We start from the raw sequence: 23,681 nt of genomic DNA on the forward strand, positions 1-23,681 counted from the left end.
TCCGAGGTACAGCGGACACGTTTCGATTTTTCTGCTCGAACCGCCTTGTCGTCGATCAAGCGCGCAGGCGCGGCGGGTGCTTCACGCGGCCTTTCCCTTCTTTTTGGCGGTGAGGGTCTTGACCTCTTCGAGCATTTCGGAGACGCGCCGGTTGATGACGTCGAGCGAGTCGCTGTTCGCCTTGGCGATCAACTCGCCGATCTCCTTCATGTGAGCAAATGTGTTCTCGAAAGTGTGCTTCGCGAGCTCGGCCTGCTTCGACGCCGCTTGCTCGGGCGTTGTCGGGGTGCCGTAGGAGCGCAAAAGGGCTGCGTATTCCTCCATCGACTCGCGCATGATTTCGGTCTGGCGCCGCACGACCGCTTGCATGCCTTCGACAGCGGCCTGGCTCGCAGCAGTCAACGCTTCGACATTCTTGCGATAGGAATCGGCGACTTGCTCCACATTCAGTCCGGGAACCTTGAGCTCGGCCATGAATTTGGTGAAATCGATTTCGCCGAACGGGTTGTAAGCCTTATCCATCGGGTATCTCCTTGGGTTCGGGTTATGTTGCAGTGCAGCATTTGCTTGTATTTATGCTTTTCCGTTGCCCGGTCAATCAAAATTTTTGTGCAGTGCAAAAAAACCGGGCGCTATCTGGACGTCCTTGCCTCAAGGTATCTAGGCCCGGAAACTTGCCGGGACGCGGTTTGACCACCTTACAGGAGGGCGATCAATCCACCCTCGTCGATTCGGGCGGAGGCCCCTTGCGGCAAGGCCGACTGCGCGTGCCTCCCCAGCTCAATCACAGGGATCGGCCTGTAGCCCATCTCGACGCCGACGACGACACCCAGTGCTAGAATAGCATCTGTCTCGCCAAGCACGAGGGCCGCTGGCGCCTTCCCGGCGCGCAGGAGTTCGAGCATCACGGCGCTCGCGGAGCTCGAGCCGATCATTCCAGGGAGGCACAGAATACGGCCGTCGATGAAGGCTCCGCGATCGGGGTGCCGCGCGTCGATCACACGCGCCGTCGCCGGATCGATCCCACCCCAGAAGCTGATCGGCGCACGAAGCTTCAGAATCCTGCCTTCGGCGCACCCGTCGACAAGCACCTTTTCCGCCTTGAGCGCTCCAAGCAGGGTCGGAGTTTCGGTCATTGCCAAAGCCGCTCGTCGCGCGCAACGCGACCCGTGAGGGCAGAGGCGACGCAATCGCCGAGACTGCCATAGACCACCTCCCATCCGGTATTGCCGGGAGCATAGTGAGCGAATTTCCCCGAGTTGGTCATGAGCACGCCACCACCCTCCGGCAGGATGGGCGTGACGACGACGCAGGTATCGGCGACGATGACGACGCCGGCGTCTTCAAGCGGTTTCAGGCGGCGTTCCCGCTTGAGCATTTCGACCACATCGCGGCGGGTACAGACATAAAATGGCACGGCAAATGTGCGACCGCCGAGCAGGCGCTCGAGTTCCACGACTTCTTCTTCGGAGAAATGTGGGCTGCCGACCGCCACCGCATCGATCCTCTCGGCCGTGACGGTCGAAAGACTGTCACGGCTTCGCCTAACCATATCGGGCGTCACGTTGACGATTTTGACTGGGGGCTGGCCGGCCAGTGCCGCCTCGAGCGTGGACGCTTCCGGCGTGGTGCCGGCAACGTGGAATAGCCCGACCGCCCCTGTCGAGGCGGCCGCCGCACCGAGCGCCTTTAGGCGATCTTCCGACACGCCCTTGGGTAGGCCATCGACCACGACCACGGCCGTTCCTGCTTCGCGGCCGAGGATCGCACCGAGTACGGGGTAGAAGACATCGGTATCCTTGAGTGCCGGGGAAATTGCCGAGGTTTCGAGAACGATGCTTGCGCGCCGGTTCTCCGTAAGGTGGAGGCCGGCATAGGGTGCGCGCCCGGAGATCGCGGCGCAAATATCGAGGAAGTCGCCATAGCGGTTCGTTCGCGCCCCCAGCACAGAGTTGCAGAAGGCGACGGCGTTGCTCTCGCCCCAAGCGACATGCTCGCCCAACCCCGGCCTGTGGCCCGCTTGATAAGGCGCGCATGTCCAGGTCGGCTGGCAGCCGAGCGCCTCGTAAGCGCGCATCATTCGCAGCGCCATTTCATAGTGGTGCCGATCGCCGCGGACGCGCATCGGATTGAGGAGGTCGAGAGCACCCACGTTGAGCGTCGAGGGAACACGTACGCGGCCCTGATCGGTAACCAATTTTTCCGCGAACGCCGTCCCGCTGTCGCCGTGGTAAAGACAACCGTCGATATGGGTGGAAGTCACGGGCACAAGCCGCTCAGCGCCAAGAAATCGGGCAGTCTCAGCCACAATCCGCGTGGCCAAGGCGATGGCGGGTACCACACTCTCGCCTGCCGCCCACGCCCGCTCCTCCTCCGTCAGGGCTAGCGCCATGAAGGCTCCTCAAGATGGCCAGTCACGCTCACCGTTTGGCTGAAACCAAATTTCTCGCAAAAAACTCCAGCGTACGCGTACGAGCAAGCTCATGACTTTCTCGGTCAAAGCTCGCTCGTTGATCGCAACTGAAGCCATGTCCCGCAGGATACAGAAAGACCGGCACCTTCGGCTGGGCCTTCTTGATCGCCTGAACATCGGCGAGGGGGATCGACGAGTCGGTCTCCCCGAAATGGAGCATGACCGGGCATTTCGGCGTCTCATCCTTGAAGGGTGCGATTTGCCCGCCGTAGTAGCCGACGGCCGCGGCAAGTCCGCCTAGCTGCGTGGCGGCACGCCAAGCAACCGATCCACCCCAGCAATAACCGACGATGCCGACCGGACCCGCATCCGAAACGGCCTTGATCGCGGCCGCCACGTCCTTGAGCACCTCGGGCCACTCGATCTTGCCTCGCAAGGCGCGGCCCGCCTCGATGTCGGCAGCCTCATAGCCGAGTTCAACGCCCGGCTCGGCGCGATCGAACAATGCAGGGGCGAGAGACGCATAGCCGTCCTTGGCGAAACCGTCGCACACCTCGCGCATGTGCTTGTTCACCCCGAAAATCTCCTGGATGACGACAAGGCCACCTTTCGGCTTGCCTCTGTTGACGGTATCCGGCGTGTCGGCCCGGTAGGCCGACAGTTTATGCCCGTCGGGCGCGGTAAGCGTCAGCGTTTTGCCCATTCGTGTCTCTCCTTAAGCCCCCTCGCGGCGGGCATGATAGCGCGTGCCCCGAAGGGGGCCAGCTTATTCTTGCATTAGGTGCATGCTATCGTGCCGGCGGGACGATGTCGGTGGAGAACGAGAGGAATTTTAGGATGATCAAGCTCTACCAGTTTCCAACCGCCTTCGGCGTGCCGAATCCGAGCCCCTTTTGCGTCAAAGTCGAAGTCCTCCTCAAGATGGCAGGCCTCGACTATGAGAGCATCGTCTCCACCAATCCCGGCAAAGGCCCCAAGGGCAAGCTGCCGGCGATCGAGGATAAGGGAAAAATGATCGGCGATTCGGAGTTCATCCGCCTTCATATCGAGCGGCAATACGGCATCGACTTCGACAAGGGGCTCGATGGGCGCGAGCGCGCCGTGGCGCACGCCTTCGCGCGCCTGTTCGAAGAACGCACCTATTGGGCGTTGGTCTATAGCCGCTGGATCGACGAGAGCAACTGGCCCAAGGTTCATTCGGCCTTCTTCGGCTCGATGCCGCCCGTCCTGCGCACGGTCCTGCCGGCGATGTTCCGCAAGAAGGTGCGCGGCTATCTCAACGGCCACGGCATCGGCCGCCACAGTCAGGACGAGATTTACGCGCTCGGCGTTTCCGACATCCGTAGCGCGGCGGATTGGCTCGGCGAAAAGCACTATTTCATGGGTGAAGCGCCGACCGGCGTCGACGCCACTGTCTATGCCTTCACGGAGAACCTGATTAGCCCGCCACACGAAACGCCGATGAAGGCCGAGGCCCTTCGCCACGCCAACGTCGTCGCCTACACGCGGCGGATGCGGGAACGCTATTTCGGATGAAGAAGCCGGCTCGCACGCGCGTGCGATTCACACATTGAAGCGGAAGAGCATCACGTCGCCGTCTTGCACGACATAGTCCTTGCCTTCCTGGCGCATCTTGCCCGCTTCCTTTGCACCTTGTTCGCCACCGCACTTGACGTAGTCGTCATAGGCGATCGTCTCGGCACGGATGAAACCGCGCTCGAAATCGGTGTGGATGACGCCCGCCGCCTCGGGGGCCGTCGCCCCTTTGGCGACGGTCCACGCGCGGGATTCCTTGGGGCCGGCGGTGAAGAACGTGATGAGATGGAGAAGTGCGTAGCCAGCGCGGATGAAGCGGTCGAGCCCCGGTTCCTCGAGCCCCAGGTGATTGAGGAAATCCTTGCGCTCCATGGGATCCTTGAGCTGCGCGATCTCGGCTTCGATGGCGGCCGAGATCGCGACCGATTCGCTGCCGAGCCGGGCTGCGCGCGCGGCCGCCGCCTTCGAATATGCGTTGCCGGTCCCGGCCGAGCCTTCGTCGACGTTCAGCACATAGAGCATCGGCTTCGCCGTGATGAGCCCGAGGCGTTGAAAGGCGCGGCGTCTTTCCGGGTCCGCGGGCATTGCGACGCGTGCGGGCTTGCCCTCGCCGAGTGCTGCAACCGCGGGCTCCAATAGTTCCGCGAGCAATTTTGCTTCTTTGTCACCCGCCTTGGCCTTCTTGCTCGCCTGCTCGAAGCGCCGCCCGGTGCTCTCGAGATCGGCGAGCATTAGCTCGGTCTCGACCGTTTCGGCGTCGCGAGCGGGATCGACCGAGCCTTCGACATGATGCACCCCCTCGCCTGCGAAGCAGCGAAGCACGTGCACGATGGCGTCGACCTCGCGGATATGGGCGAGGAATTGGTTGCCGAGCCCTTCGCCCCGGCTTGCACCCCGCACGAGGCCTGCGATGTCGACGAACTCGAGTTGGGTGGGAACGACGCGTTCGGACTTGGCAAGCTTTGCCAGAACGTCGAGGCGCGGATCGGGAACCACGACGCGGCCGACATTCGGCTCAATGGTGCAGAATGGATAGTTTTCGGCCGCGGCCGCCGCGGTCGCAGTGAGCGCATTGAAAAGAGTCGACTTGCCCACGTTCGGCAGGCCGACGATGCCGCAGTTGAAGCCCATATCAATCCTCGGAATTCTTTGGTCTGTCACCCTCGTCCGCGGGGGTGCCATCGCCGTCGACGGCCTTGGTCTCCTTCGCCGGTTTCGGCGGTTTCATAAGTAAGGCAAGCTTCGTCATGAAGCGGCTTTCTTCGTCCTTCGCGAGGAGCGGAAAGGCGTCGGCGATGGCGTCGAGGAGTTTTTCGAGCCAAGCGCGATCCTCCTCGAAGAAATCGCTCAAGACATAAGGGTGCACGAGATGCCGCTCGCCGGGATGCCCGATCCCGATCCGGAGGCGCCAGAAATCCGGTCCGATATGGGCGTCGATGCTGCGAATTCCGTTGTGACCCGCGGTTCCTCCGCCAAATCTCACCTTGACCTTGCCCGGTGCCAAGTCGAGTTCGTCATAGACGATGAGCACGTCCTTGGGTTCGAGCTTGTAATAGCGCATCGCTTCGCCGACCGCGCGCCCCGACTCGTTCATGAACGTCAGCGGCAATTGCGCCATGAGCCGCACGCCGCCCACCTCTCCCTCGGCTAAGAGCGATTGGAAACGCCGGCGGTAGGATGCAAAGGAATGGCGGCGGACGATTGCGTCCACCGCCATGAAACCCACGTTATGTCGGTTGGCGGCATATTTCGGGCCCGGATTGCCCAGGCCCACAATGAGGCGCATGGGTAAACCCGCGTGTTACGCCTTGCCCTTCTTGGGTTCCTCGACGACCTCTTTCGCTTCCTTTTCCTTGTCCTTGGTTTCCTTCGCGGTAATGACTTCGACTTCGGCTGGTGCTGCTGGAGTCGCCGCGATTTCAGCCTCGGTCTGCTGGGTGTTCGGCGGCGCCACGGTCGCGACCGTGAAGTCGCGCGCGATCGAAGGCCGCACGCCCTCGGGCAGCTTGACCATGCGAATATGCACGCTGTCGCCGATATCGAGACCAGTGAGGTCGACCCGGATCTCATGGGGGATCTGAGTCGCCAGGCACACGACCTCTATCTCGTGGCGCACGATATTCAGCACCCCACCGCGCTTGATGCCGGGCGAGGCAGCCTCGTTGTCGAAGCTCACCGGAACCTGAACGGTTACCTTCGTGGTCGGGTCGACGCGCATGAAGTCCACGTGCTCCGGCCGATCCGTCACGGGATGAAATTGAACGTCGCGCACCAAAACCCTGTGCTTGTCTTTCTCGACCTCGACGTCATAGAGGTTCGTGAAGAAGGCGGTCTTGCGAAGCTCGGGCATAAGCTCGCTCGGGTCGATCGAAACGAGGGCGGGCGCTTTCTTGGCACCATAGATGACGGCAGGAACGCGCCCTGTGCGTCGTGCGGCGCGGGCTGCCCCCTTACCTGCCCGCTCGCGCCGCTGCGCGTGAAACACGAATTCGTCGGACATGTTACTCTCCTTTGCCAAACCAACCCCGCCCCAATGTAGGGCGGGCATTCGGCGGACGGCCTCCAGGGGTGCCATCCGCGCCGAATTCCTACGATGCTCTTCGGGCTTCAATCCGAGACGACACCCGAAAGCTTGGCGACCTCGCCTTCGCTGAACAGGCTCGACACCGAATCGCCCTTGCTGATCCGCCGGATCGCCTCGCCCAACAGGGGGGCGATCGAAAGCTGGCGGATCTTGCGCGCAGCCTTCACCTCGTCGCGCGCCTGAATGCTGTCCGTGATGACCACGGCCTCAAGCGGCGACGCCTCAATGCGCGAGGCCGCCGAGCCCGACAGCACCCCATGGCTGCAATAAGCCGCCACCCATGTGGCGCCCTTATCGGCGAGCGCCTGAGCAGCGTTGCAAAGCGTGCCAGCGGAATCGACGATATCGTCGATCAGGATGCATCGCCGGCCCTTTACCTGGCCAATGATATTGACGACCTCGGACTCACCCGCACGCTCGCGGCGCTTATCGATGATCGCGAGGTCCGCGTCAAGTGGCTTGGCGATTGCCCGGGCGCGGACAACCCCACCCACGTCCGGCGAGACGATAACCAGATCATCGCCATTATAGTGGTTACGAATATCGTTGTAAAATACGGGGGCGGCATAGAGGTTGTCGAGCGGGATATCGAAAAAGCCCTGGATCTGATTGGCGTGCAAATCAAGGGTTAAGACGCGGTTCGCCCCTGCAGTCGTGATCAGGTTCGCCACGAGCTTGGCGCTGATGGGGGTGCGTGGTCCGGTCTTGCGATCCTGGCGTGCATAGCCGTAATAGGGTAGGACTGCCGTGATGCGCGAGGGCGAGGCGCGCTTGAGGGCATCGAGCCAGATCAAAAGCTCCATCAGGTGGTCATTTGCGGGGTAGGAGGTCGACTGGATAAGAAAGACGTCTTGTCCCCGCATGTTCTCGAGGATTTCGACGAAGATCTCGTTGTCTGCAAACCGACGCACGCTGTACTGGCTGATTGGCACGTCGATGTAATGGGCAATTCCTTCGGCCAATGGCCGGTTGGCGGTGCCGCTCAGGAGCTTCATTTCGCCCTCTCCCAGTTGTGCCCCGCATGATTGCCGAGCATTACCGCAACCGCCGGCACATTTGCGGCGCCTCTATATCAATCTGACGCAAATCTGTAAACCTTGGGTCGGGTGAGGCTGGCCTCGGCTGCCGCCGCAACCTGTGGAGACGGTTAGCCGCCGGCGCTTGCCTGGTCTGCCTCGCCGACAATGGCGGCGATCCCGCCTGCCGCATTCTGAGCGACCGCGGCGGTGATCTCGCCCCAAACGCGCTCGAGGATGCGGGAGGGCACATTGTTCTCCTGGCTCACCTGGCCGAGTTCCTTGCCGTCAGGCTTCAAAACCAACCACGTCACCTTGATGTGCTGGATGCCTCCGGATACATCCTCGACGTTGACGGTGCCAGTGAGTGAAAGGCTCCCCGGCCGCCGCTCGGAGTCGAGACGCACGTTGGCAACCTTCAGGGCGTATTCGATCGCCTGACGAAGTTGCGCGTCGCCGGATTTGCCGGGGGATCCCCGAATCGTCGTGATCACCAGGCTGCGTGAGCCCGGGTTATGGACCGCGAGCACTGAAGGATCCCCTTTTGGAATCGGCGCGTCGCCCTCGATTCCCTTGGCCATCGTCCGCGCTGGCTCGCCCTCCACCGCGGCAAGGAGCTTCGCGCGCGCGTCAGGCTCGAACGGATCGGTTTCGCGCGCAAGGATTTGACTTTGTCGGCCAACGAGCTGGCCCTCGCCGTCTCGCACCTCCCAAGTGAGCATCGGAGAGCCTGCATTTCCCACATTCGAGCCGGCGGCATCTCCCGGCGCTTCACGCTGGAACCAGCCGCTGACGCTATAGAGAACGCGTGCACCGTCGCCTCCGCCAACCACGACTGGCAGGCTATCCTTGCCGAGGGCTTCCGCCATCGCGTCGGCCAGCTGGTGACTTACGGGGTCGGGCAGGCCGTGGACGGGACTCACAGTGATCACGCCGGGATCGGTCCGGTGCGCTGCGACCACTTGCGGTAGCGGCTTCTGCTCCGGCTGGAATACGTGCACGGTGTCGTCGCATCCCGCAAGCGTGAGCGAGAAAAGCGCCAACTCCGCCGCGAGAAGCACATCACGCCGCACAGCTCACCAGGAGGCCAAACAAGAGGATGACAGCCGCGAAGCCCATGAGCATGAAGAGATGGGGCATGGGTTATCCTATCACAGCGAGACCCACCCTTCGCCCTACTTCACCACCATGTCGAGCGAAGCCTTGCTCAGGACTTTCGCACCCTGCGAGGTCACTTCGGATGTGCGCCCAAGTGTCATCGCCAGGCCACTGTCGCTGTCGAGGATGAGCATGTGGAGGAAGAAAACCATGCCTGGTTCGATAATCTCTGGATTGTCTTTGTAGAACATGGGCCAATCCATCCAGTTTGGCGCAAAAGTCGTGCCGAGCGAGTATCCGCAAGCGTTCATGCGATGTTTGCCATATCCTGCTGCATCGAGGATGCGCGCGTGAGCGTCGAAGACGTCGCCCACCCGATTGCCCGGCTTCAGTGCCGCCTCGCAGGCCAGGAGAGCTTCCTTCGAAACTTTATGCATGTCCGCCTGTTCGGCCGGCAGCTTGCCGATGCGCAACGTGCGCATCAGGCATGAGTGATAGTGTCGGTAGGTGCCGGCGAACTCGAGGGTCAATTGATCGTTCCTGTCGAGTTTGCGTCTTCCTGAGTAATAACGGCAGAGCAGCGCGTCGCGTCCTGAGCCGATAATGAATTCATTTGCGGGGTCGTCGCCCCCTCCCTTGTAAATGGCCGCGAGCATGGCCGCGAGGATATCCCCCTCGAAGGCGCCCGGTGCCGCCAAACGTCGAGCCTCGTCCCAAGCGACATCCGCGAGTTCGGCCGCTCGCCTGACGTATCGAAGTTCGGCATCGCTTTTGACGACGCGGAGGCGGGAGACAAGGTCCGATGCGTCCTCGAGCGTTGCAAAACCCTGAAGTGCCGCCGCGAGGCGCTGGCCATTGCGGGCGGTGAGGCCATAGGCCTCCCACTCGACGCCGAGTTTCTTTCCCTTGCAGCCATGCTCGGCCAGGATATCCCGAAGCTCGACGGCGGGATTGGCGTCGGGCGCATCCACCCAGATGCGGATATCGTCTATCACCGAGGTGTGCTGTGCTTGGCGCAGGTCGGGTGCGCGGGTAATGAGCGTCATCTTGCCGTCGGCGCCAAGATAAAGGCACTGGAAAAAGACATAGCCGAAGGTGTCGTAGCCGGTCAGATAGTACATGCTCTCCTGTCGGAACATCAGAAGCCCATCGAGGCCACGCTTCACCATCGCCGCGCATGCCCGATTGCGTCTTTCGGCAAGCTCCGACCGCTCGAAATGAATTGCCATGTTGCTGCTCTCCGTCCCCTCAAATCAGGGCGATGGCCGACAGGCCGCGCCCATAGTCCTTGATACCTTCGTGCGTGTTGCGCCGATAGCTGAAGAATCGCGTCGGTTCCGTATACGTATCGTAGGCTAACTGATCGACGGCGCCGAGGCTGAGCGCGCCAAGACGGCTGGCGACATAGCCCGGCAGATCGAACATGAAGTGCCCCGCTCGCGCGCTTGGTGCGAAGAATGCCGAATCCGACGGATTGCGCGCCAAGAAGGGCGCCGGAAATTCCGGCCCCACTTCGTAGGATGCTTGCGCGATTGTCGGTCCGATCGCAGCACGGATCAATTTCCGGTCAGCACCCAAGCCCACCATCGCATCGACCGTTGCTTCCAGGATGCCACCCAAGGCGCCGCGCCATCCCGCGTGGGCGGCGCCGACGACGGCGCTATCGGGTGCGGCGAAGAGAACGGGCGTGCAGTCGGCCGCGAGCACGCCAAGGGCGATCCCCGGTCGTCGGGTCACGAGCCCGTCAACTTGCGGCCGCGCATCGAGCGGCCAAGGCGTTTCGACGACCAGTGCCGTCGGCGAATGGATCTGGTGGGCTGTGACGAGCGCCACGCCTCCGAGCCCAAACACCGCCATCGCGCGCCGGCGGTTCTCTCGCACCATCTGCGGATCGTCCCCTGAGCCGAGCCCGCAATTGAGTGTGGCGTACGCACCGCTCGAAACCCCACCCTCGCGCGTGAAGAACCCATGACGTATACCGGCCGAAGCCGTCAGCACCTCGCTCTCGATGGGGGATGGGGCCGTCATTTCGCCTGTTCGAATCCGGCAGGAATTGGAAGATGGGGATGGGTCAATGCCAGGGCCTTGAACAGCGTGCCCATTTCCGCATCATCAATCAAGCGGCGTAATGCAGCCTGGATTGCGTCCGCTTGCGTCGCACTTGCCGCCGCAGAAAGCCGCTCGGCACGTTCACGAATGCCGAGACGGGTGAGAAAATACGCCTGCTCGATCGGGCCGTAACATGTCGCACCCGCTTGCGACGCGGCGCGCGCGAAATTCGCAAAATCCACATGAGCTGTCAGGTCAGCGCTACCCGGCTCGTCGAAGGGGTCGTGGCGGCGATGCCCGCGCAATGCCTGCAACGTGGCGCCAAGTGCGCTCTCGCTTGGTCCGTAGTCGATAAAGAGCGCGGCCCCGCCTTCCGATACGAGCCGCTCGGCGATCGACGCCGCGAGGCTAAGCCCCGCGGGGCAAACCTCGGCGATGCTGGCGACGGGTGCCGAGGCGAATACGGGTGGCAGCAAGGCCGCAGCAGGTGTTTCATGCGGCGCACGCACGAAGCGGAACTGACCGCTCGCCTTGTCGAACTCGACGACCCGTTCGCGCCAGCCGCTCTCCGTCCTCTCGAATTGCATGACGGGAAGGGCGTCGAGGAATTCGTTTGCGAGGAGAATTGTCGGACCTTCTGGCACCGCGCCGAGGCTGCCGTGCCATGTCACGTCCCGATCCCGCAGCAATGCTTGTTGCATTTCGCGGAGCCTCGCGCTCCCCTCGACGAGGTGAATTCGCGCCGCCTCGTGAAATCCCGGCTCCACCCGAGCTGCTCGCAGCAAATCCGCCATCATCGTCCCGCGTCCGGGTCCGAGCTCGATGAGCATGAAATGAGCCGGTCGGCCCATGACCCGCCACGTGGCGACACACCAGATGCCGATTAGCTCGCCGAACATTTGGCTGATCTCGGGTGCGGTTATGTAATCGCCCTCACGACCGATGGAAGCACTCTGCGCGTAGTATCCCTCGCCTGGATGCCAAAGGGATTCGGACATGAACTCGGCAAGGCTCAAAGGGCCCTTGAGGGCAATCAGGCGCTCGAGGTGAGCACCGAGACCGCTCAAGCCGCTTTCGCCAATGGCTTGGCTTGCGAGATCAGCCAGGCGCCATAGAGAATGACCGGGATCGAAAGGATCTGGCCCATGGTCATGCCAAAGACGAGGAAACCGAGGAATGAGTCGGGCTCGCGGAAGAATTCGACCGTAATACGCGCGAGACCGTACCCTATCAAAAAGGCGCCTGCGATGAAGCCCGGTCGGTTGCGCAATCCAGCACGGCGCATGAAGAAGAGTATGGTGAAAAGGACAACACCCTCGAGAAAAGCCTCATAAAGCTGACTGGGATGTCGTGGCTCGGGCCCGCCCTGGGGAAAGATCATGCCCCACGGAACGTCCGTCGGCCGGCCAAACAGCTCTCCATTCACGAAATTGGCGAGACGACCGAAAAAGAGCCCGATCGGCACGGCGCAGCACACCGCGTCCCCTACCATGCGAAATGAAAGCCTGTTGCGCCTGCAGAACAGGATGAGCGCGGTGACCACGCCGATGAGACCGCCATGGAACGACATCCCACCATGCCAAACGGCAACCATTTGAACCGGGTCCGCGAGATAGGCGCTCGGCTGATAGAAGAGGACGTAGCCGAGCCGACCGCCGAGAACGACCCCCAAGGTGCACCAGACAACGAGGTCGTCGACTTGCGTCTCGGACATGATTTTGGGCGCCGACGCGGCTATTTTCCGCACGTGTCGCCACCCGATCAAGATGCCCGCAATATAAGAAATTGCATACCAACGAATGGCGAGAGGGCCGAGCCTGATCGCGACCGGATCGATATCGGGGAAATGGAGGGGGGTCATGCGGACACTCGTCTCGACTTTGAGGTGGGTCAGCGATAGGGGTCGAGTTGACTGAGGAAGTTCTTGACGTACAGTGCAACGCCGTCCTCGAGCCGGGTAAACGGCTTCCCGTAGCCCGCACCCTTCAAGCGATCCATCTTTGCCTCGGTGAAGTATTGATATCGGTCTCGGATTTCCGCAGGCGTGTCGACATAGCGGATATTAGGATGTTTGCCGTGTGCGGCGAATACGGCAGCTGCGAGATCGGCGAAGCTGCGCGCCGCACCGGTGCCGAGATTGTAGAGCCCGCTCACTTGGGGGCTGTCATAAAGCCACATCATCGCATCGACGCAATCGCCGACCCAGATGAAGTCGCGAAGCTGACCCCCATCCGAGTATTTCGGATTATGGGAGCGAAACAGCACCGCAGGTTCGCCGGCGGCGACGCGCTCATGAACTTGAAGGGTCACGCTGCGCATGCCGCCTTTATGGTATTCGTTCGGGCCGTAGACGTTGAAAAAGCGCAAACCCGCCCATTGACGCGGCCGCCTGCCGCCCTCGCGGATGATGCGTGCCACGCGCCGGTCGAAAAGTAGCTTGCTCCAGCCATAGGCGTTCATCGGCCTGAGCCGCGCGAGCGCCTCTGGGCTTCCATCATCGTCGAACCCGGCACGACCGTCGCCGTAGGCCGCAGCCGAGGACGCGTAAATGAAGCGTGCGTCATGGCGCACGCACCAGTCCCAGAGTGTCGTGGAGAATGTGAAATTGGTGTCGACGATCAGGTCTGCGTTTCGCTCGGTGGTCGCAGAGATGGCCCCCATATGGAAGATCGTATCCACCTCACCCGCCCTGCGCTCAAGAAACGGCAAGAGCCGATCGGGTTCGATGAAGCCGGCCAGCTCGCGCTTTGCGAGGTTGCGCCACTTCTCACCCTCGCCCAGGCGGTCGCAAACGACGATTTCCCGGCAACCTCGTTCCTCGAGTGCGGCGAGCAAGTTCGAACCGATGAATCCGGCGCCGCCGGTCAGAATGATCATGCCGCTTTTTCCGAAGCTCTCCCCGCATCCGCGGTCGGTGCGAGGCCCGGCGGGAATACCGGCACCCCTTATAGGGGGCGAGTTTGGGGCCTGCAAGCTTCACCCCGTTGCAGCCCGAGGGCCGCGCCACCATACTGGCGCGGACTTCACCGGTCCCGGTCAATATCCTTGGAGGAGCTTGAAAAATGCAGGCCGACAACCGCCTTCTCGACGACATGGCCCGCCTTGCGAGCGGGGCCCTCGGTGCATTTTCCGGCCTCAGGTCCGAGATCGAGGCATTGGTACGCCAGCGCCTGGAGCGGCTTCTTGCCGACATGGAGCTGGTGAGCCGGGAGGAGTTCGATGCCGTCAAGGCGGTGGCCGTCAATGCCCGAAACGGTCAGGAAGCGCTTGCCGAGCGGATCGCCCGTCTCGAAGCCGCATTGGCGACCGCACGGATTTCCATACCCGGTACAGCCGATGCGTCCCACAAGCCCTAGAGGTTTAATGCATTAATGGAACATTTATCCACAAGATATTGTGGGTAACTCTAAATCTTGGAGCCTGAAACAAAAAAATAACAAAATCTGGTAACGGCATCCTTGAAGTTATTGCACAAATTTGTCAGGCTACCTCCCATGGTACGTCGTGGTCGCAATCTCTACAAAACCTAGCTGTTGGTTGGACGCTTAGCTCCGCTATGGCGTATTTCGCGGCCGTCGGCCACCTGTTGGAGAGGAGGGGCTAAATGTCAGCACGCCTAGCAGAGTCGCACAGCTCCCTGCCCAACCCGCTTGATCTTGTTGAGGAAATCGTCAGTGCGCACGACTGGCCGTTCGATCGTTGCAGCACAGATGAGATCGTCGTCGATATCGCGGGCCAATGGTGCGATTACCACTTGCACTTCGCCTGGCTCGAGGATTTGAGCGCCATGCATTTCTCCTGCGCTCTCGACATGAAAATCCCGAAAGGGAAGCGCGGCGGTGTCCACGAGCTCCTGGCACTCGTGAACGAGAAACTTTGGCTGGGCCATTTCGACGTGTCCGACGACGATGGTTTGCCGATTTTCCGGCAAACTTCGCTCCTGCGTGGCGCGCACGGTCCCACCGTCGAGCAGCTCGAAGATCTCGTGGACATCGCGATCACCGAGTGCGAGCGTTTCTATCCGGCTTTCCAGTTCGTGGTCTGGGGCGGAAAGACACCGCGCGAGGCAATCGACGCGGCGTTGCTCGACTGCGTGGGCGAGGCGTAGCTCGCCAAGAATGCTGCCGAGCAAGGTCGCGCTTTCACTCAGGCAGCACCTGGCACCACGAAGCGAAGCCCGAAAGGCGCACCTCGCCAAGCCTCGTTACTCCGCGCTATAAGGTTGCGCCATGAACGCGCGCATACTTCTCGTCGGTGGCGGCAAGATGGGCGGAGCCATGCTGGCAGGCTGGCTTTCACGGGGACTTCCCCGCGAGAACGTGTTGGTGGTCGAACCCAGCACTCCGGCGGAGGCGCTTCGCAAGACCCACGGCGTCGACGTACATGCGGCGCCGGAGACTGTCGAAAAATCGTTCAAGCCGAGCGTCGTCGTCTTCGCGGTCAAGCCACAGTTCATGGACGATGCGGCACCCCATTACGCGCGCTATGGCGGCCCTGGTGTCGTTTTCCTTTCGATCGCCGCGGGGAAGACGATTGCCTACTTTCGCGCGAAGCTCGGCTCGGACGCCGCGATCGTGCGCGCGATGCCGAACACGCCTGCCGCCGTCGGACGCGGCATGAGCGTGTGTTGCGCCGGACCGGGGGTGCAGCCCGCACAAAGGGGGCAATGCACCGAACTTCTCCAAGCCGTCGGTGACGTCGCCTGGGTCGATGAGGAGGATCTTATCGATGCGGTGACCGCAGTGTCAGGCGGTGGGCCTGCCTACGTCTTCCTGCTCGTCGAGTGTTTGACCGAAGCCGGAGTGAAGGCGGGGCTTCCGGCCGAACTCTCCGCCCGCATTGCGCGTGCCACTATCGCAGGCAGCGGGGAACTCCTCCACCGCTCAACGGAGGCGCCGAGCGTACTGCGCCAAAACGTGACAAGCCCGGGCGGGACGACGCTCGAAGCCCTCAAAATCCTCATGGCGCCAGAGGGGCTGCAGCCGCTGTTCGACAAGGCGATTGCGGCGGCGACGCGCCGCGCACGCGAGCTTGCTGGCTAGTTCGGCGAATCCGAAATGCGCCCTAAGAGGGCAAGCGTTTGATTTGCAAATCGGGGGTGATCCGACGATGACGAAACCGCTCAGCCCAAGTGCTGCGAGGGTTCAAGAAGCGCTTCGTACGCTCGGGTATACGAACCAAGTGATCGAGCGCGAAGAGACTACGCGAAGTTCGGCTGAGGCGGCGGCAGCCGTTGGCTGTACGATCGGACAGATTGCGAAATCGGTGATCTTCCGCGCCAAGGGCTCCGGCCGCCCGATCCTTGTCGTGGCAAGCGGACCCAATCGTGTCAATGAGAAGGCCATCGAGGCTGTAATCGGCGAGAAGCTCGGCAAGGCGGATGCCGACTTCGTGCGCGAACGGACCGGCTTCGCGATTGGCGGCGTAGGACCAGTCGGCCACGCACAAATGCTTGAAATCTTCATCGACGAGGACTTGCTGCAGTTCGCGGAAATCTGGGCAGCGGCGGGAACGCCCAACGCGGTCTTCAAGCTGACTCCGGACGAACTCAAGCGTATGACCGGCGGCAGCGTGATCAACATCAAATGACGCTGTAAGGACGCGGGTTCCGCCTAAACTTGGTAGCGCCCCTCGTGTGGCGAATCCGAAATTAATGACATTAGGGGGCGGGACCGGGAGCGAATTTCGGATTCAAAACCACACGTGAGATATATTGTGTCGAGTGTGGTATTGGGATTTGAAGTTCCTAAACGCGGATGCCACCAAAATGCTAGGAACTTTAGATCCACCACACGAGGGGCGGATCGCATCGACATTCGAGAGGTGACGTAATGGCAAAAGGAACAAGATCCGCAAGACGATCGAGAGCCGGCGCCAAAGCGGGGAAGACCGCAAGAACCGCGCGTTCGCGACGCCCGGACGATCCGGCGGACCGAGTTGTCGAGCGCACTTTGGCGCTTGCCGCCGAGCGAAGCTGGCGGCGCATTACGATGAACGACATCGCAGAGGCGTCGAATCTATCGCTCGCAGAGCTTCTTGGTTTATACCGCTCAAAGGAAGCGATCCTTTCGGCCTTCGTGCGCCGGATAGATCGTAAAGTGCTCGAGGGCGGCGCTTCCGACGGCGAGAGCCCGCGCGACCGAATGTTCGACATCCTCATGCGCCGCTTCGAGGCGCTCAATCCCCACAAGAAGTCGATCGAGGCGATCGTTCGGGACCGCAGCGCCGACCCGATTGGTGTGCTTTGTGGAGGACTGCGGTTAAAGCGCTCCATGGCGTGGATGCTCGAAGCGGCGGGTATCCAAAGTAGCGGTCTTCTCGGTCGCGCGCGCGCGAAAGCGTTGGCACTTGTCTATCTCGCCGCCATGCGGGTCTGGTTCGGCGACGACAGCGAGGATTTGAGCCGCACGATGGCAGCCCTCGACAAGCGCCTGCGCCGGGCCGAGAGCCTTGCCAATTTCTGTGCATCGATTGGGTCATGCAGGTTCGGCCGCCAGGAGGCACAAGAGACCCGCGCCGCATAAAGGGGGCAACTTTGTGCGCCCTCGCATGGAGAACCGAGGTTAAGCGTTCACGACCCAAGCACACGCCCTGCGACAGCCGAAAGTTTCCTTACCAGTGCCGGGTCGCGCGCCTCGGGCGCCGTGATAATGGCGTTCTCGAGTGCGGTGTGACAGCCGCTTGAGCAGCTCGATTGCCGCGCGCCGAGGCCAGGAGACACCGCGCGCACGAGTTCTCGCGCCTTTCCGGCGTTTGCGTGCAGCACTTTCACAATGGTCTCAACGGAAGCGTCTTCGTGATGAGGGTGCCAGCAATCGAAGTCGGTCACCATGGCGACGGTCGCGTAGCAAACCTCCGCTTCGCGGGCGAGCTTCGCCTCCGGCATGTTCGTCATGCCGATGACGTCGCAGCCCCAGCTCCGGTATAGCTGCGACTCGGCTCGGCTCGAGAATTGCGGACCTTCCATGACGAGATAGGTGCCCCCTCGGCTGACTGGGATCCCCAGTGAGCGCGCGGTTCGCTCGAGTTGATCGCCAAGCCGCTTGCAAACGGGGTCCGCTATCGAGACATGAGCAACGAGGCCGGTGCCAAAAAAGCTCTTGTTGCGCGCAAAGGTGAGATCGATGAATTGATCGACGATCACGAAGGTGCCGGGTGGCAGCTCCTCCTTGAGCGAGCCCACAGCACTCACCGAAACGATTTCCGTGCAACCTGCGCGCTTCATCGCGTCGATGTTGGCGCGAAAGTTGAGCTCACTCGGCGGAATGCGGTGGCCGCGGCCATGGCGTGGAAGGAAAACGAGGCGAGCCCCGCCGAGCTCACCGAGCAGCAGCTCGTCGGAGGGCTTTCCAAACGGCGAGTCGCCTGCGACCCAGCGCTTGTTCGTGAGCCCGTCGATGTCATAGAGCCCGCTGCCGCCGATGATGCCGATCGTGGGCGGCATTCCCGGTGTCGTCGATCGTGCCGCCATGGCTTCCCTCGCGCTTTTCAAATTCGATGTCCGCTTCGCCCTGTCGTGGTGGATTTGAAGTTCCTAGCATTTTGGTGGCATCCGCGTTCAGGAACTTCAAATCCGAATACCACACGAGGCAATGTTATCGGCGATCGCGCGCCATAAAGAAAGGGCCGCCCGGTTTCGGTCGCGGCCCTTTCCCATCCCGCCCGGATGTAATCGTCAATGCACGTCTGACCACACCTTGCGTTTTACGGCATAGAGCAGGCCAGTCAAAATCACGAGGAAGATGATAACCTTCACGCCAATGCGATGGCGCGACTCAAGTTCCGGATTGGCGGCCCAGGTCAGGAAGGTCACCACATCGTGCGCCATTTGCGGCACTGTCGCTTGGGTCTTGTCCGCGTAGGTGACCGCGCCGTCGCTGAGCGGGGGCGGCATCGCAATCTGATGGCCGGCGAAGGTCTCGTTGTAATACATGCCTTGATTGACGGTAAATCCCGCCGGTGCATCCTTGAAGCCCGTCAGGATGCCGTAGACGTAGTCCGGCCCGCCCGGCCGCGCCTCGACGATAAGAGAGAGATCCGGCGGCAAGGCGCCGTTGTTGGATGCGCGGGCCGCTTGCTCGTTCGGGAATGGCGAAACGAACCGATCGCTCGGTCGGCCGGGGCGCTGGAACATGTCGCCTTGGTCGTTCGGGCCGTCGGTCACCTGGACGCTTGCCGCGATCGCCTTGACTTCGTCCGTGGAAAGGCCGATTCCGCCATCGATGGCACCTCCGCCTCCGAGGTCGCGATAGGATAGGAGGCGCAGGGAATGGCAGGCCGAGCACACATCCTTGTAGACCTGGAAGCCGCGCTGGAGCGATGGCCGATCGAACGTGCCGAATACGCCGTAGAAAGACCAATCCTGCTTTGAAAAGTGCGGCTCGTCCTGCGCCCGCGCCGAGACGGTCAAGCCGAGGCTGATCGCTGCGGCGACTGCGAACACAGCCTTCTTGAACATGGTCTTGCGCATCATGCCTTCTCCATTGTGCGGGCGGAGGCAGCTGCGGCGGCCCCGAGCACGGGCGTGCCGATGCTCGTCGGAAGCGGCTTCGGCCGCTCAAAGAGCGCTATAAGCGGCACGATTACGAGCCAGTGCAGGAAGTAATAGGCTGTGGCGATCCTGCCGACATACAGGATCGGGCCCTCAGGAGGATTGGCGCCGACGTAACCGAGCACCAGCACGTCGATCAACAAGAGCCAATAGACCTTCTTGTAAACCGGCCGGAACCGCGCGCTCCGCACCCGGGAGAAGTCGAGCCAAGGCAACGCAAACAGGACGAAGATCGACGAAAACATCGCGATCACGCCCAGAAGTTTGTCGGGAATTGAGCGCAGAATTGCGTAGTAGGGCAGGAAGTACCACTCCGGCACGATGTGCTGCGGCGTCGACAAGGGGTTGGCTGGGATAAAATTGTCCGGCTCACCGAAGAAATTCGGCACGAAGAACACGACGCCGAGATAAACGATGAGGAACACACCCAGCCCGAAAAGGTCCTTCACTGTGTAGTAGGGATGGAACGGAATCGTGTCCTGCGGACCTTTCGTGTCGATACCGAGGGGATTGTTCGACTTCGAGGTATGAAGCGCCCAGAGATGGAGGAAGACGACCGCGACGATCACAAACGGCAAGAGGTAATGGAGTGAAAAGAAGCGGTTGAGGGTCGGATTGTCGACCGCGAAGCCGCCCCAGAGCCATGTAACGATGTGCTTGCCGGCAAGCGGTATGGCGGAAAAGAGATTCGTGATCACGGTGGCACCCCAGAAGCTCATCTGGCCCCAGGGAAGCACGTACCCCATGAACGCCGTCGCCATCATCAAGATCAGGATGACGAGGCCAAGCCACCACAGCAGCTCCCGCGGAGTCTTGTAAGAGCCGTAGTAGAGGCCGCGAAAGATGTGGATGTAAACCGCAATGAAGAAGAACGAGGCGCCGTTCATGTGGACATAGCGCAGCAGCCAGCCGTAGTTCACGTCGCGCATGATGCGTTCGACGCTGTCGAAGGCAAGTTCGCTGTTCGGCGTGTATTGCATCGCGAGAACGACGCCCGTCGCGATCATGAGGACGAGCATGAATCCCGAGAGCGAGCCGAAGTTCCACCAATAGCTGAGATTCTTCGGAGTCGGATATTCGATCGCGCTGTGCCGCATCACCGTGAAGATCGGCATGCGCTCGTCAATCCACTTTACGGCCGGATTTTTCCAGGCGGGTTCGCTCATGATGGCACTCCCTAGCCGATCCGGATTGTTGTATCGGTCAAGAACGCGTATTGCGGTATGGCGAGATTGGCTGGTGCAGGGCCTTTGCGAATACGGCCGGACGTGTCGTACTGGGAGCCGTGGCAGGGACAGAACCAGCCCTTCCACTCGCCGCGTGGATCGCTTGGCTTCTGGCCAAGCGGCACGCAACCGAGATGTGTGCAAATCCCGACCATGATGAGCCACTCGGGCTTTTTCACGCGCGCCGAATCGGCCTGTGGGTCGCGAAGCTCCTCGAGATTGACGTCATCCGCCGCCTTGACCTCGTCTTCCGTGCGGTGGGCCACAAAAACGGGCTGACTGCGCCATTTGACGGTGATGCGTTGGCCGGTCTGGACCGGCGCGAGATCGACCTCGACGGTAGAAAGGGCGAGAACATCGGCCGCAGGGTTCATGCTGTAAATGAACGGCCAGGCCGCGATTGCAGCACCGATGGCTCCGGCCGCACCCGTTGCCAGGTATAGGAAATCGCGGCGCTTCACACCCGCACCCTGCGCACCGTGAGCGCCCGATTGCGCGCTTGACGCCATGCTGGCTCCTTTCCCGATGTCCGATCTCGAGGGCGCAGCACCTCGAGGCGCCACACCTTGCGATTGGTTCTAAAGACCGGAGGTGCCGAGACAATGCGACAACCTGCCGCACCAGCCCAGAAAACTCCGAAAATGCGCTCCCCTCGGTTTGACCTGTTGGGCGTCGGATATAATGCAAATCGCCCGCCTTGCAAAGCGCGGGCTTTACCGGTCGCCGCGGGTATCGACCAGCCCACCGAATCCGCCCGGCCGACCCAGCTTTGCGCACTGTCGGGCGGGCGTTCGACCCGCTGGAACGCCAGTGCCTGTCTCTGCGATGATAGGCCGCGAGGGAGCCGCGGTCTTCGCCATGCGCCTTGTCCTTTATGAACCCGATATCCCGCAAAACGCCGGCACGATGATGCGGCTAGCCGCATGCTTGGGTGTGGCGGTCGAGCTCATCGAGCCTTGTGGGTTCGTTTTCTCCGACCGGCATTTGCGGCGTGCCGGAATGGACTACCTCGAGCATGTGACACTTACGCGGCATAGCTCCTTCTCTCGGTTCGAGGCCTGGCGGCACGATCAAGCGCCCGGCGCGCGACTTTTGCTGCTGACGACGAAGGGCGAGGTCGCCTACCAGAATTTTGTGTACGACTTCGACGACTTGATCATGGTTGGGCGCGAATCGGCGGGCGTGCCCGACGCGGTCCATGCAAGCGCAGACGCGCGCCTCAGGATCACGCTCGTCCCGGGGCTGCGCTCCTTGAATGTGGCGGCTGCCGCGGCCATGGTACTCGGTGAGGCGTTGCGGCAGACGGGAATGCTGCCACCACGGGCGGGTCGATGAGGGGAGTGGAATGAGTGCAGAAGCCGATAGTGCGAATGTAATGGACGCCCGTAAGGCCGAGGCCAAGTCATGGTTCGAGCGTCTGCGTGACGATATTTGCGCTGCGTTCGAGCGGCTCGAGGACGAGCATGTCGGCGCCTTTGCCGACCGGCCCGCTGGGCGCTTCGTGCGCGAGCGCTGGGTTCGCGAGGGTGGCGGGGGAGGCGAGATGGCTGTCATGCGCGGACGAGTCTTCGAAAAGGTGGGTGTCAACATCTCGACCGTCTTCGGCGAATTCTCGCCCGAATTCCGCAAGGAGATCCCGGGAGCCCAAGAGGAGCCCCGGTTCTGGGCGTCAGGGATTTCCCTTGTGGCGCATATGCACTCGCCCCACGTTCCAGCGGTCCATATGAATACGCGCCATGTCGTCACCTCGAGAAGCTGGTTCGGTGGCGGCGCCGACCTGACCCCGATGACTGCCGATTCGATCGATACCGCTACGTTCCACTCCGCCTTGAAGGCCGCCTGCGACGCGCACGACGCGGGGTATTACGAGCGCTTCAGGAAATGGTGCGACGAGTATTTCTTCCTGAAGCACCGCGGCGAGCCGCGCGGCATTGGCGGGATATTCTATGACTATCTGGAGGAGGGCCCGTGGGAGGACCGCTTCGCCTTCACGCGCCGTGTCGGGAGCGCCTTCCTCGACGTGTATCCCAGGATCGTCCGGCGTCGAATGAATGAGCCGTGGACCCCGGCCGAGCGCGCGCACCAGCTCGTGCGCCGCGGCCGCTACGTCGAATTCAACCTGCTTTACGACAGGGGAACGAGATTCGGTCTGATGACCGGTGGAAATACGGAAGCAATACTCATGTCCCTGCCCCCCCTTGCGGCCTGGCCCTAATGGCAGTCCCACGCGGTCCTCGCACGCATATACGCAATTCGCTAATGTATCGGACGCAGGATATGAAAAGGGGGGTGGCGCATGGGCGTGCGGTGGGGGTTTCTTGTCTTGCTTTTGATCGGGCTGTCGCACTCGGCGGCGGATGCAGAGTCGATCACAATCAAAGCTTTCTACGGAACCTATGAAGGAAGCGGGATCGCCAAAAACGCGGACAGCCTTTATTTCGGCGTGACAGATCGCGACATCGGCGTCGTTATTCATCCCGAAGGAAACGGCTTTTCCATCAGCTGGACGACGGTGTTGCACGCGGGCGGCAACGTCCAAAATCCCAAAGTGAAGCACCGCGCCGACAAGCTCAGCTTCGTGCCGGTCTCGGGCGGGACCCAACCGAGCCGCGTCGCCCAATGGCATGCAACGCAAATGCCCGATCCAATGAGCGGCAATCCCTATGCCTGGGCGCGACTCGAGGACACCAAGCTCACCGTGTATATGCTGACGATCGATCCCGATGGACGCTACGAAGTGCAGCGCTACGACCGCACGCTCGTCGCCGGCGGGATGGAGCTCACCTTCACCGACGTGCGGGACGGCGAGCCGATCCGCGTCGTGCGAGGCAAGCTCGTGAAGGTCGGGGATTAGGTCACCGCGCGCATCTCGTACCGGGCGTCTCCCTTCCGGGCGCACCCTCGGCCGTATGCCGAAGCTGCTGCGGCACTCAATCGAGCCACTTGCGCCAGGCCGACCACGCGGCGATTTCCTCGGCAACAAGGCTATAGCCTTCCGCCGGCGGATGTATGCCGTCCCCCGCTTGAGAAGGCGCGTGCCAACGCGGATCGGCTCTGAGCGCCCGGTAGAGATCGAGATAGGGAACATCAAGCTCACGCGCGAGCGTCTCATAGGCGTCGTTGTATTTCGCAATCCGCTCGTTGCGAAAATCGTAGCCCAAGAGGCCCGAAGGATTGACCGGCTGTTTCGACTCCTCGCACGGCCATG

28 protein-coding genes are annotated in these 23,681 nt (G+C 61.8%); 9 read left to right on the top strand and 19 right to left on the bottom strand.

All coding sequences use genetic code 11. The annotated features are described in order from the left end of the window. Positions 1 to 81: 81 nt before the first annotated feature. The 4 genes from VEJ16_14715 to VEJ16_14730 all read right to left on the bottom strand — a co-directional run bounded on the left by VEJ16_14715 (position 82) and on the right by VEJ16_14730 (position 3,116). Positions 82 to 522 carry a phasin family protein gene (locus tag VEJ16_14715; GenBank protein ID HYB10917.1) on the bottom strand — a complete coding sequence of 147 codons (441 nt, stop codon included), beginning with the start codon at positions 520 to 522 and terminating at the stop codon, positions 82 to 84. Between the two features lie 176 nt (positions 523 to 698). Beyond that, on the bottom strand, positions 699 to 1,136 hold the full coding sequence (locus tag VEJ16_14720; protein HYB10918.1) for a DUF126 domain-containing protein: 438 nt from the start codon (positions 1,134 to 1,136) through the stop codon (positions 699 to 701). Then, positions 1,133 to 2,392 carry an aconitase X catalytic domain-containing protein gene (locus tag VEJ16_14725; GenBank protein ID HYB10919.1) on the bottom strand — a complete coding sequence of 420 codons (1,260 nt, stop codon included), beginning with the start codon at positions 2,390 to 2,392 and terminating at the stop codon, positions 1,133 to 1,135. Before VEJ16_14725 ends, VEJ16_14720 begins: the two co-directional genes overlap by 4 nt. 28 nt (positions 2,393 to 2,420) lie before the next feature. Continuing rightward, complete coding sequence (locus VEJ16_14730) at positions 2,421 to 3,116, bottom strand: dienelactone hydrolase family protein (GenBank protein ID HYB10920.1); 696 nt, start codon at positions 3,114 to 3,116, stop codon at positions 2,421 to 2,423. A 134-nt stretch (positions 3,117 to 3,250) separates the two neighbouring features. Between VEJ16_14730 and VEJ16_14735 the strand changes: the two genes are divergently transcribed. Further along, positions 3,251 to 3,949, top strand: a complete 699-nt coding sequence (locus tag VEJ16_14735) for a glutathione S-transferase family protein (protein HYB10921.1) — start codon at positions 3,251 to 3,253, stop codon at positions 3,947 to 3,949. A 27-nt stretch (positions 3,950 to 3,976) separates the two neighbouring features. Here VEJ16_14735 and ychF read toward each other — a convergent pair whose 3' ends face one another. The 10 genes from ychF to rfaD all read right to left on the bottom strand — a co-directional run bounded on the left by ychF (position 3,977) and on the right by rfaD (position 13,573). Then, on the bottom strand, positions 3,977 to 5,080 hold the full coding sequence (gene ychF, locus VEJ16_14740) for a redox-regulated ATPase YchF (GenBank protein ID HYB10922.1): 1,104 nt from the start codon (positions 5,078 to 5,080) through the stop codon (positions 3,977 to 3,979). Between the two features lies 1 nt (position 5,081). Beyond that, complete coding sequence (gene pth / locus VEJ16_14745; GenBank protein HYB10923.1) at positions 5,082 to 5,735, bottom strand: aminoacyl-tRNA hydrolase; 654 nt, start codon at positions 5,733 to 5,735, stop codon at positions 5,082 to 5,084. Between the two features lie 15 nt (positions 5,736 to 5,750). Continuing rightward, on the bottom strand, positions 5,751 to 6,449 hold the full coding sequence (locus tag VEJ16_14750; protein HYB10924.1) for a 50S ribosomal protein L25/general stress protein Ctc: 699 nt from the start codon (positions 6,447 to 6,449) through the stop codon (positions 5,751 to 5,753). 107 nt (positions 6,450 to 6,556) lie between these two features. Next, the gene (locus tag VEJ16_14755; protein HYB10925.1) at positions 6,557 to 7,528 is read right to left on the bottom strand and encodes a ribose-phosphate pyrophosphokinase; all 972 of its coding nucleotides are present in this window, start codon (positions 7,526 to 7,528) and stop codon (positions 6,557 to 6,559) included. Between the two features lie 152 nt (positions 7,529 to 7,680). Then, the gene (locus VEJ16_14760; protein ID HYB10926.1) at positions 7,681 to 8,622 is read right to left on the bottom strand and encodes a hypothetical protein; all 942 of its coding nucleotides are present in this window, start codon (positions 8,620 to 8,622) and stop codon (positions 7,681 to 7,683) included. A 102-nt stretch (positions 8,623 to 8,724) separates the two neighbouring features. Beyond that, positions 8,725 to 9,876: a Xaa-Pro peptidase family protein gene (locus VEJ16_14765; protein HYB10927.1), complete on the bottom strand. Its 1,152-nt coding sequence runs from the start codon at positions 9,874 to 9,876 to the stop codon at positions 8,725 to 8,727. 19 nt (positions 9,877 to 9,895) lie between these two features. After that, positions 9,896 to 10,675: a peptidoglycan editing factor PgeF gene (pgeF, locus tag VEJ16_14770; protein HYB10928.1), complete on the bottom strand. Its 780-nt coding sequence runs from the start codon at positions 10,673 to 10,675 to the stop codon at positions 9,896 to 9,898. Beyond that, positions 10,672 to 11,763: an SAM-dependent methyltransferase gene (locus VEJ16_14775; protein HYB10929.1), complete on the bottom strand. Its 1,092-nt coding sequence runs from the start codon at positions 11,761 to 11,763 to the stop codon at positions 10,672 to 10,674. The genes pgeF and VEJ16_14775 overlap by 4 nt, the downstream gene beginning before the upstream one ends. Then, positions 11,760 to 12,557, bottom strand: coding sequence for a prolipoprotein diacylglyceryl transferase (gene lgt, locus VEJ16_14780; GenBank protein HYB10930.1), 798 nt, complete (start codon positions 12,555 to 12,557; stop codon positions 11,760 to 11,762). The genes VEJ16_14775 and lgt overlap by 4 nt, the downstream gene beginning before the upstream one ends. A 29-nt stretch (positions 12,558 to 12,586) precedes the next feature. After that, positions 12,587 to 13,573, bottom strand: a complete 987-nt coding sequence (rfaD, locus tag VEJ16_14785; GenBank protein ID HYB10931.1) for an ADP-glyceromanno-heptose 6-epimerase — start codon at positions 13,571 to 13,573, stop codon at positions 12,587 to 12,589. Between the two features lie 185 nt (positions 13,574 to 13,758). Here rfaD and VEJ16_14790 point away from each other — a divergent pair, with 185 nt between their 5' ends. From VEJ16_14790 to VEJ16_14810, 5 genes are all read left to right on the top strand, one after another. Continuing rightward, positions 13,759 to 14,052, top strand: coding sequence for an accessory factor UbiK family protein (locus tag VEJ16_14790; GenBank protein ID HYB10932.1), 294 nt, complete (start codon positions 13,759 to 13,761; stop codon positions 14,050 to 14,052). Positions 14,053 to 14,300: 248 nt separating this feature from the next. Beyond that, a complete protein-coding gene (locus VEJ16_14795) occupies positions 14,301 to 14,804 on the top strand; it encodes a YbjN domain-containing protein (protein HYB10933.1) in 504 nt (167 codons plus the stop codon). A 121-nt stretch (positions 14,805 to 14,925) separates the two neighbouring features. Beyond that, positions 14,926 to 15,738, top strand: coding sequence for a pyrroline-5-carboxylate reductase (proC, locus tag VEJ16_14800; protein ID HYB10934.1), 813 nt, complete (start codon positions 14,926 to 14,928; stop codon positions 15,736 to 15,738). 67 nt (positions 15,739 to 15,805) lie between these two features. Further along, positions 15,806 to 16,285, top strand: coding sequence for a YbaK/EbsC family protein (locus VEJ16_14805; GenBank protein HYB10935.1), 480 nt, complete (start codon positions 15,806 to 15,808; stop codon positions 16,283 to 16,285). Between the two features lie 401 nt (positions 16,286 to 16,686). Further along, complete coding sequence (locus VEJ16_14810) at positions 16,687 to 17,220, top strand: hypothetical protein (GenBank protein HYB10936.1); 534 nt, start codon at positions 16,687 to 16,689, stop codon at positions 17,218 to 17,220. A gap of 47 nt (positions 17,221 to 17,267) precedes the next feature. On the opposite strand, the gene VEJ16_14815 is transcribed toward VEJ16_14810, so the two are convergent. From VEJ16_14815 to petA, 4 genes are all read right to left on the bottom strand, one after another. Continuing rightward, positions 17,268 to 18,167 (bottom strand): S-methyl-5'-thioadenosine phosphorylase, encoded by a 900-nt coding sequence (locus tag VEJ16_14815; GenBank protein HYB10937.1) that lies wholly within the window; start codon positions 18,165 to 18,167, stop codon positions 17,268 to 17,270. A gap of 204 nt (positions 18,168 to 18,371) precedes the next feature. Further along, a complete protein-coding gene (locus VEJ16_14820) occupies positions 18,372 to 19,169 on the bottom strand; it encodes a cytochrome c1 (GenBank protein HYB10938.1) in 798 nt (265 codons plus the stop codon). Further along, a complete protein-coding gene (locus VEJ16_14825) occupies positions 19,166 to 20,416 on the bottom strand; it encodes a cytochrome b/b6 (protein HYB10939.1) in 1,251 nt (416 codons plus the stop codon). The genes VEJ16_14820 and VEJ16_14825 overlap by 4 nt, the downstream gene beginning before the upstream one ends. 8 nt (positions 20,417 to 20,424) lie before the next feature. Beyond that, positions 20,425 to 20,982: a ubiquinol-cytochrome c reductase iron-sulfur subunit gene (gene petA / locus VEJ16_14830; protein HYB10940.1), complete on the bottom strand. Its 558-nt coding sequence runs from the start codon at positions 20,980 to 20,982 to the stop codon at positions 20,425 to 20,427. A gap of 349 nt (positions 20,983 to 21,331) precedes the next feature. Between petA and VEJ16_14835 the strand changes: the two genes are divergently transcribed. The 3 genes from VEJ16_14835 (at position 21,332) to VEJ16_14845 (ending at position 23,327) form a co-directional block, all read left to right on the top strand. Continuing rightward, the gene (locus tag VEJ16_14835; protein ID HYB10941.1) at positions 21,332 to 21,808 is read left to right on the top strand and encodes a tRNA (cytidine(34)-2'-O)-methyltransferase; all 477 of its coding nucleotides are present in this window, start codon (positions 21,332 to 21,334) and stop codon (positions 21,806 to 21,808) included. Positions 21,809 to 21,818: 10 nt separating this feature from the next. Beyond that, positions 21,819 to 22,688, top strand: a complete 870-nt coding sequence (hemF, locus tag VEJ16_14840; protein ID HYB10942.1) for an oxygen-dependent coproporphyrinogen oxidase — start codon at positions 21,819 to 21,821, stop codon at positions 22,686 to 22,688. 81 nt (positions 22,689 to 22,769) lie between these two features. Then, positions 22,770 to 23,327, top strand: coding sequence for a hypothetical protein (locus VEJ16_14845; GenBank protein HYB10943.1), 558 nt, complete (start codon positions 22,770 to 22,772; stop codon positions 23,325 to 23,327). Positions 23,328 to 23,403: 76 nt separating this feature from the next. Here VEJ16_14845 and VEJ16_14850 read toward each other — a convergent pair. Further along, positions 23,404 to 23,681 (bottom strand): GDSL-type esterase/lipase family protein (locus VEJ16_14850; GenBank protein ID HYB10944.1); only part of this gene is annotated, 278 nt, incomplete at its 5' end.

The sequence above is a fragment of the Alphaproteobacteria bacterium genome (assembly GCA_035625915.1).
Taxonomy (GTDB): domain Bacteria; phylum Pseudomonadota; class Alphaproteobacteria; order JACZXZ01; family JACZXZ01; genus DATDHA01.

Bases quoted from the DNA above. Each gene is read 5' to 3' on its own strand.
- VEJ16_14715 (HYB10917.1), bottom strand. From the start codon at position 522: ATGGATAAGGCTTACAACCCGTTCGGCGAAATCGATTTCACCAAATTC.
- VEJ16_14720 (HYB10918.1), bottom strand. From the start codon at position 1,136: ATGACCGAAACTCCGACCCTGCTTGGAGCGCTCAAGGCGGAAAAGGTG.
- VEJ16_14725 (HYB10919.1), bottom strand. From the start codon at position 2,392: ATGGCGCTAGCCCTGACGGAGGAGGAGCGGGCGTGGGCGGCAGGCGAG.
- VEJ16_14730 (HYB10920.1), bottom strand. From the start codon at position 3,116: ATGGGCAAAACGCTGACGCTTACCGCGCCCGACGGGCATAAACTGTCG.
- VEJ16_14735 (HYB10921.1), top strand. From the start codon at position 3,251: ATGATCAAGCTCTACCAGTTTCCAACCGCCTTCGGCGTGCCGAATCCG.
- ychF (HYB10922.1), bottom strand. From the start codon at position 5,080: ATGGGCTTCAACTGCGGCATCGTCGGCCTGCCGAACGTGGGCAAGTCG.
- pth (HYB10923.1), bottom strand. From the start codon at position 5,735: ATGCGCCTCATTGTGGGCCTGGGCAATCCGGGCCCGAAATATGCCGCC.
- VEJ16_14750 (HYB10924.1), bottom strand. From the start codon at position 6,449: ATGTCCGACGAATTCGTGTTTCACGCGCAGCGGCGCGAGCGGGCAGGT.
- VEJ16_14755 (HYB10925.1), bottom strand. From the start codon at position 7,528: ATGAAGCTCCTGAGCGGCACCGCCAACCGGCCATTGGCCGAAGGAATT.
- VEJ16_14765 (HYB10927.1), bottom strand. From the start codon at position 9,876: ATGGCAATTCATTTCGAGCGGTCGGAGCTTGCCGAAAGACGCAATCGG.
- pgeF (HYB10928.1), bottom strand. From the start codon at position 10,675: ATGACGGCCCCATCCCCCATCGAGAGCGAGGTGCTGACGGCTTCGGCC.
- lgt (HYB10930.1), bottom strand. From the start codon at position 12,557: ATGACCCCCCTCCATTTCCCCGATATCGATCCGGTCGCGATCAGGCTC.
- rfaD (HYB10931.1), bottom strand. From the start codon at position 13,573: ATGATCATTCTGACCGGCGGCGCCGGATTCATCGGTTCGAACTTGCTC.
- VEJ16_14790 (HYB10932.1), top strand. From the start codon at position 13,759: ATGCAGGCCGACAACCGCCTTCTCGACGACATGGCCCGCCTTGCGAGC.
- VEJ16_14795 (HYB10933.1), top strand. From the start codon at position 14,301: ATGTCAGCACGCCTAGCAGAGTCGCACAGCTCCCTGCCCAACCCGCTT.
- proC (HYB10934.1), top strand. From the start codon at position 14,926: ATGAACGCGCGCATACTTCTCGTCGGTGGCGGCAAGATGGGCGGAGCC.
- VEJ16_14805 (HYB10935.1), top strand. From the start codon at position 15,806: ATGACGAAACCGCTCAGCCCAAGTGCTGCGAGGGTTCAAGAAGCGCTT.
- VEJ16_14810 (HYB10936.1), top strand. From the start codon at position 16,687: ATGAACGACATCGCAGAGGCGTCGAATCTATCGCTCGCAGAGCTTCTT.
- VEJ16_14815 (HYB10937.1), bottom strand. From the start codon at position 18,167: ATGGCGGCACGATCGACGACACCGGGAATGCCGCCCACGATCGGCATC.
- VEJ16_14820 (HYB10938.1), bottom strand. From the start codon at position 19,169: ATGATGCGCAAGACCATGTTCAAGAAGGCTGTGTTCGCAGTCGCCGCA.
- petA (HYB10940.1), bottom strand. From the start codon at position 20,982: ATGGCGTCAAGCGCGCAATCGGGCGCTCACGGTGCGCAGGGTGCGGGT.
- VEJ16_14835 (HYB10941.1), top strand. From the start codon at position 21,332: ATGCGCCTTGTCCTTTATGAACCCGATATCCCGCAAAACGCCGGCACG.
- hemF (HYB10942.1), top strand. From the start codon at position 21,819: ATGAGTGCAGAAGCCGATAGTGCGAATGTAATGGACGCCCGTAAGGCC.
- VEJ16_14845 (HYB10943.1), top strand. From the start codon at position 22,770: ATGGGCGTGCGGTGGGGGTTTCTTGTCTTGCTTTTGATCGGGCTGTCG.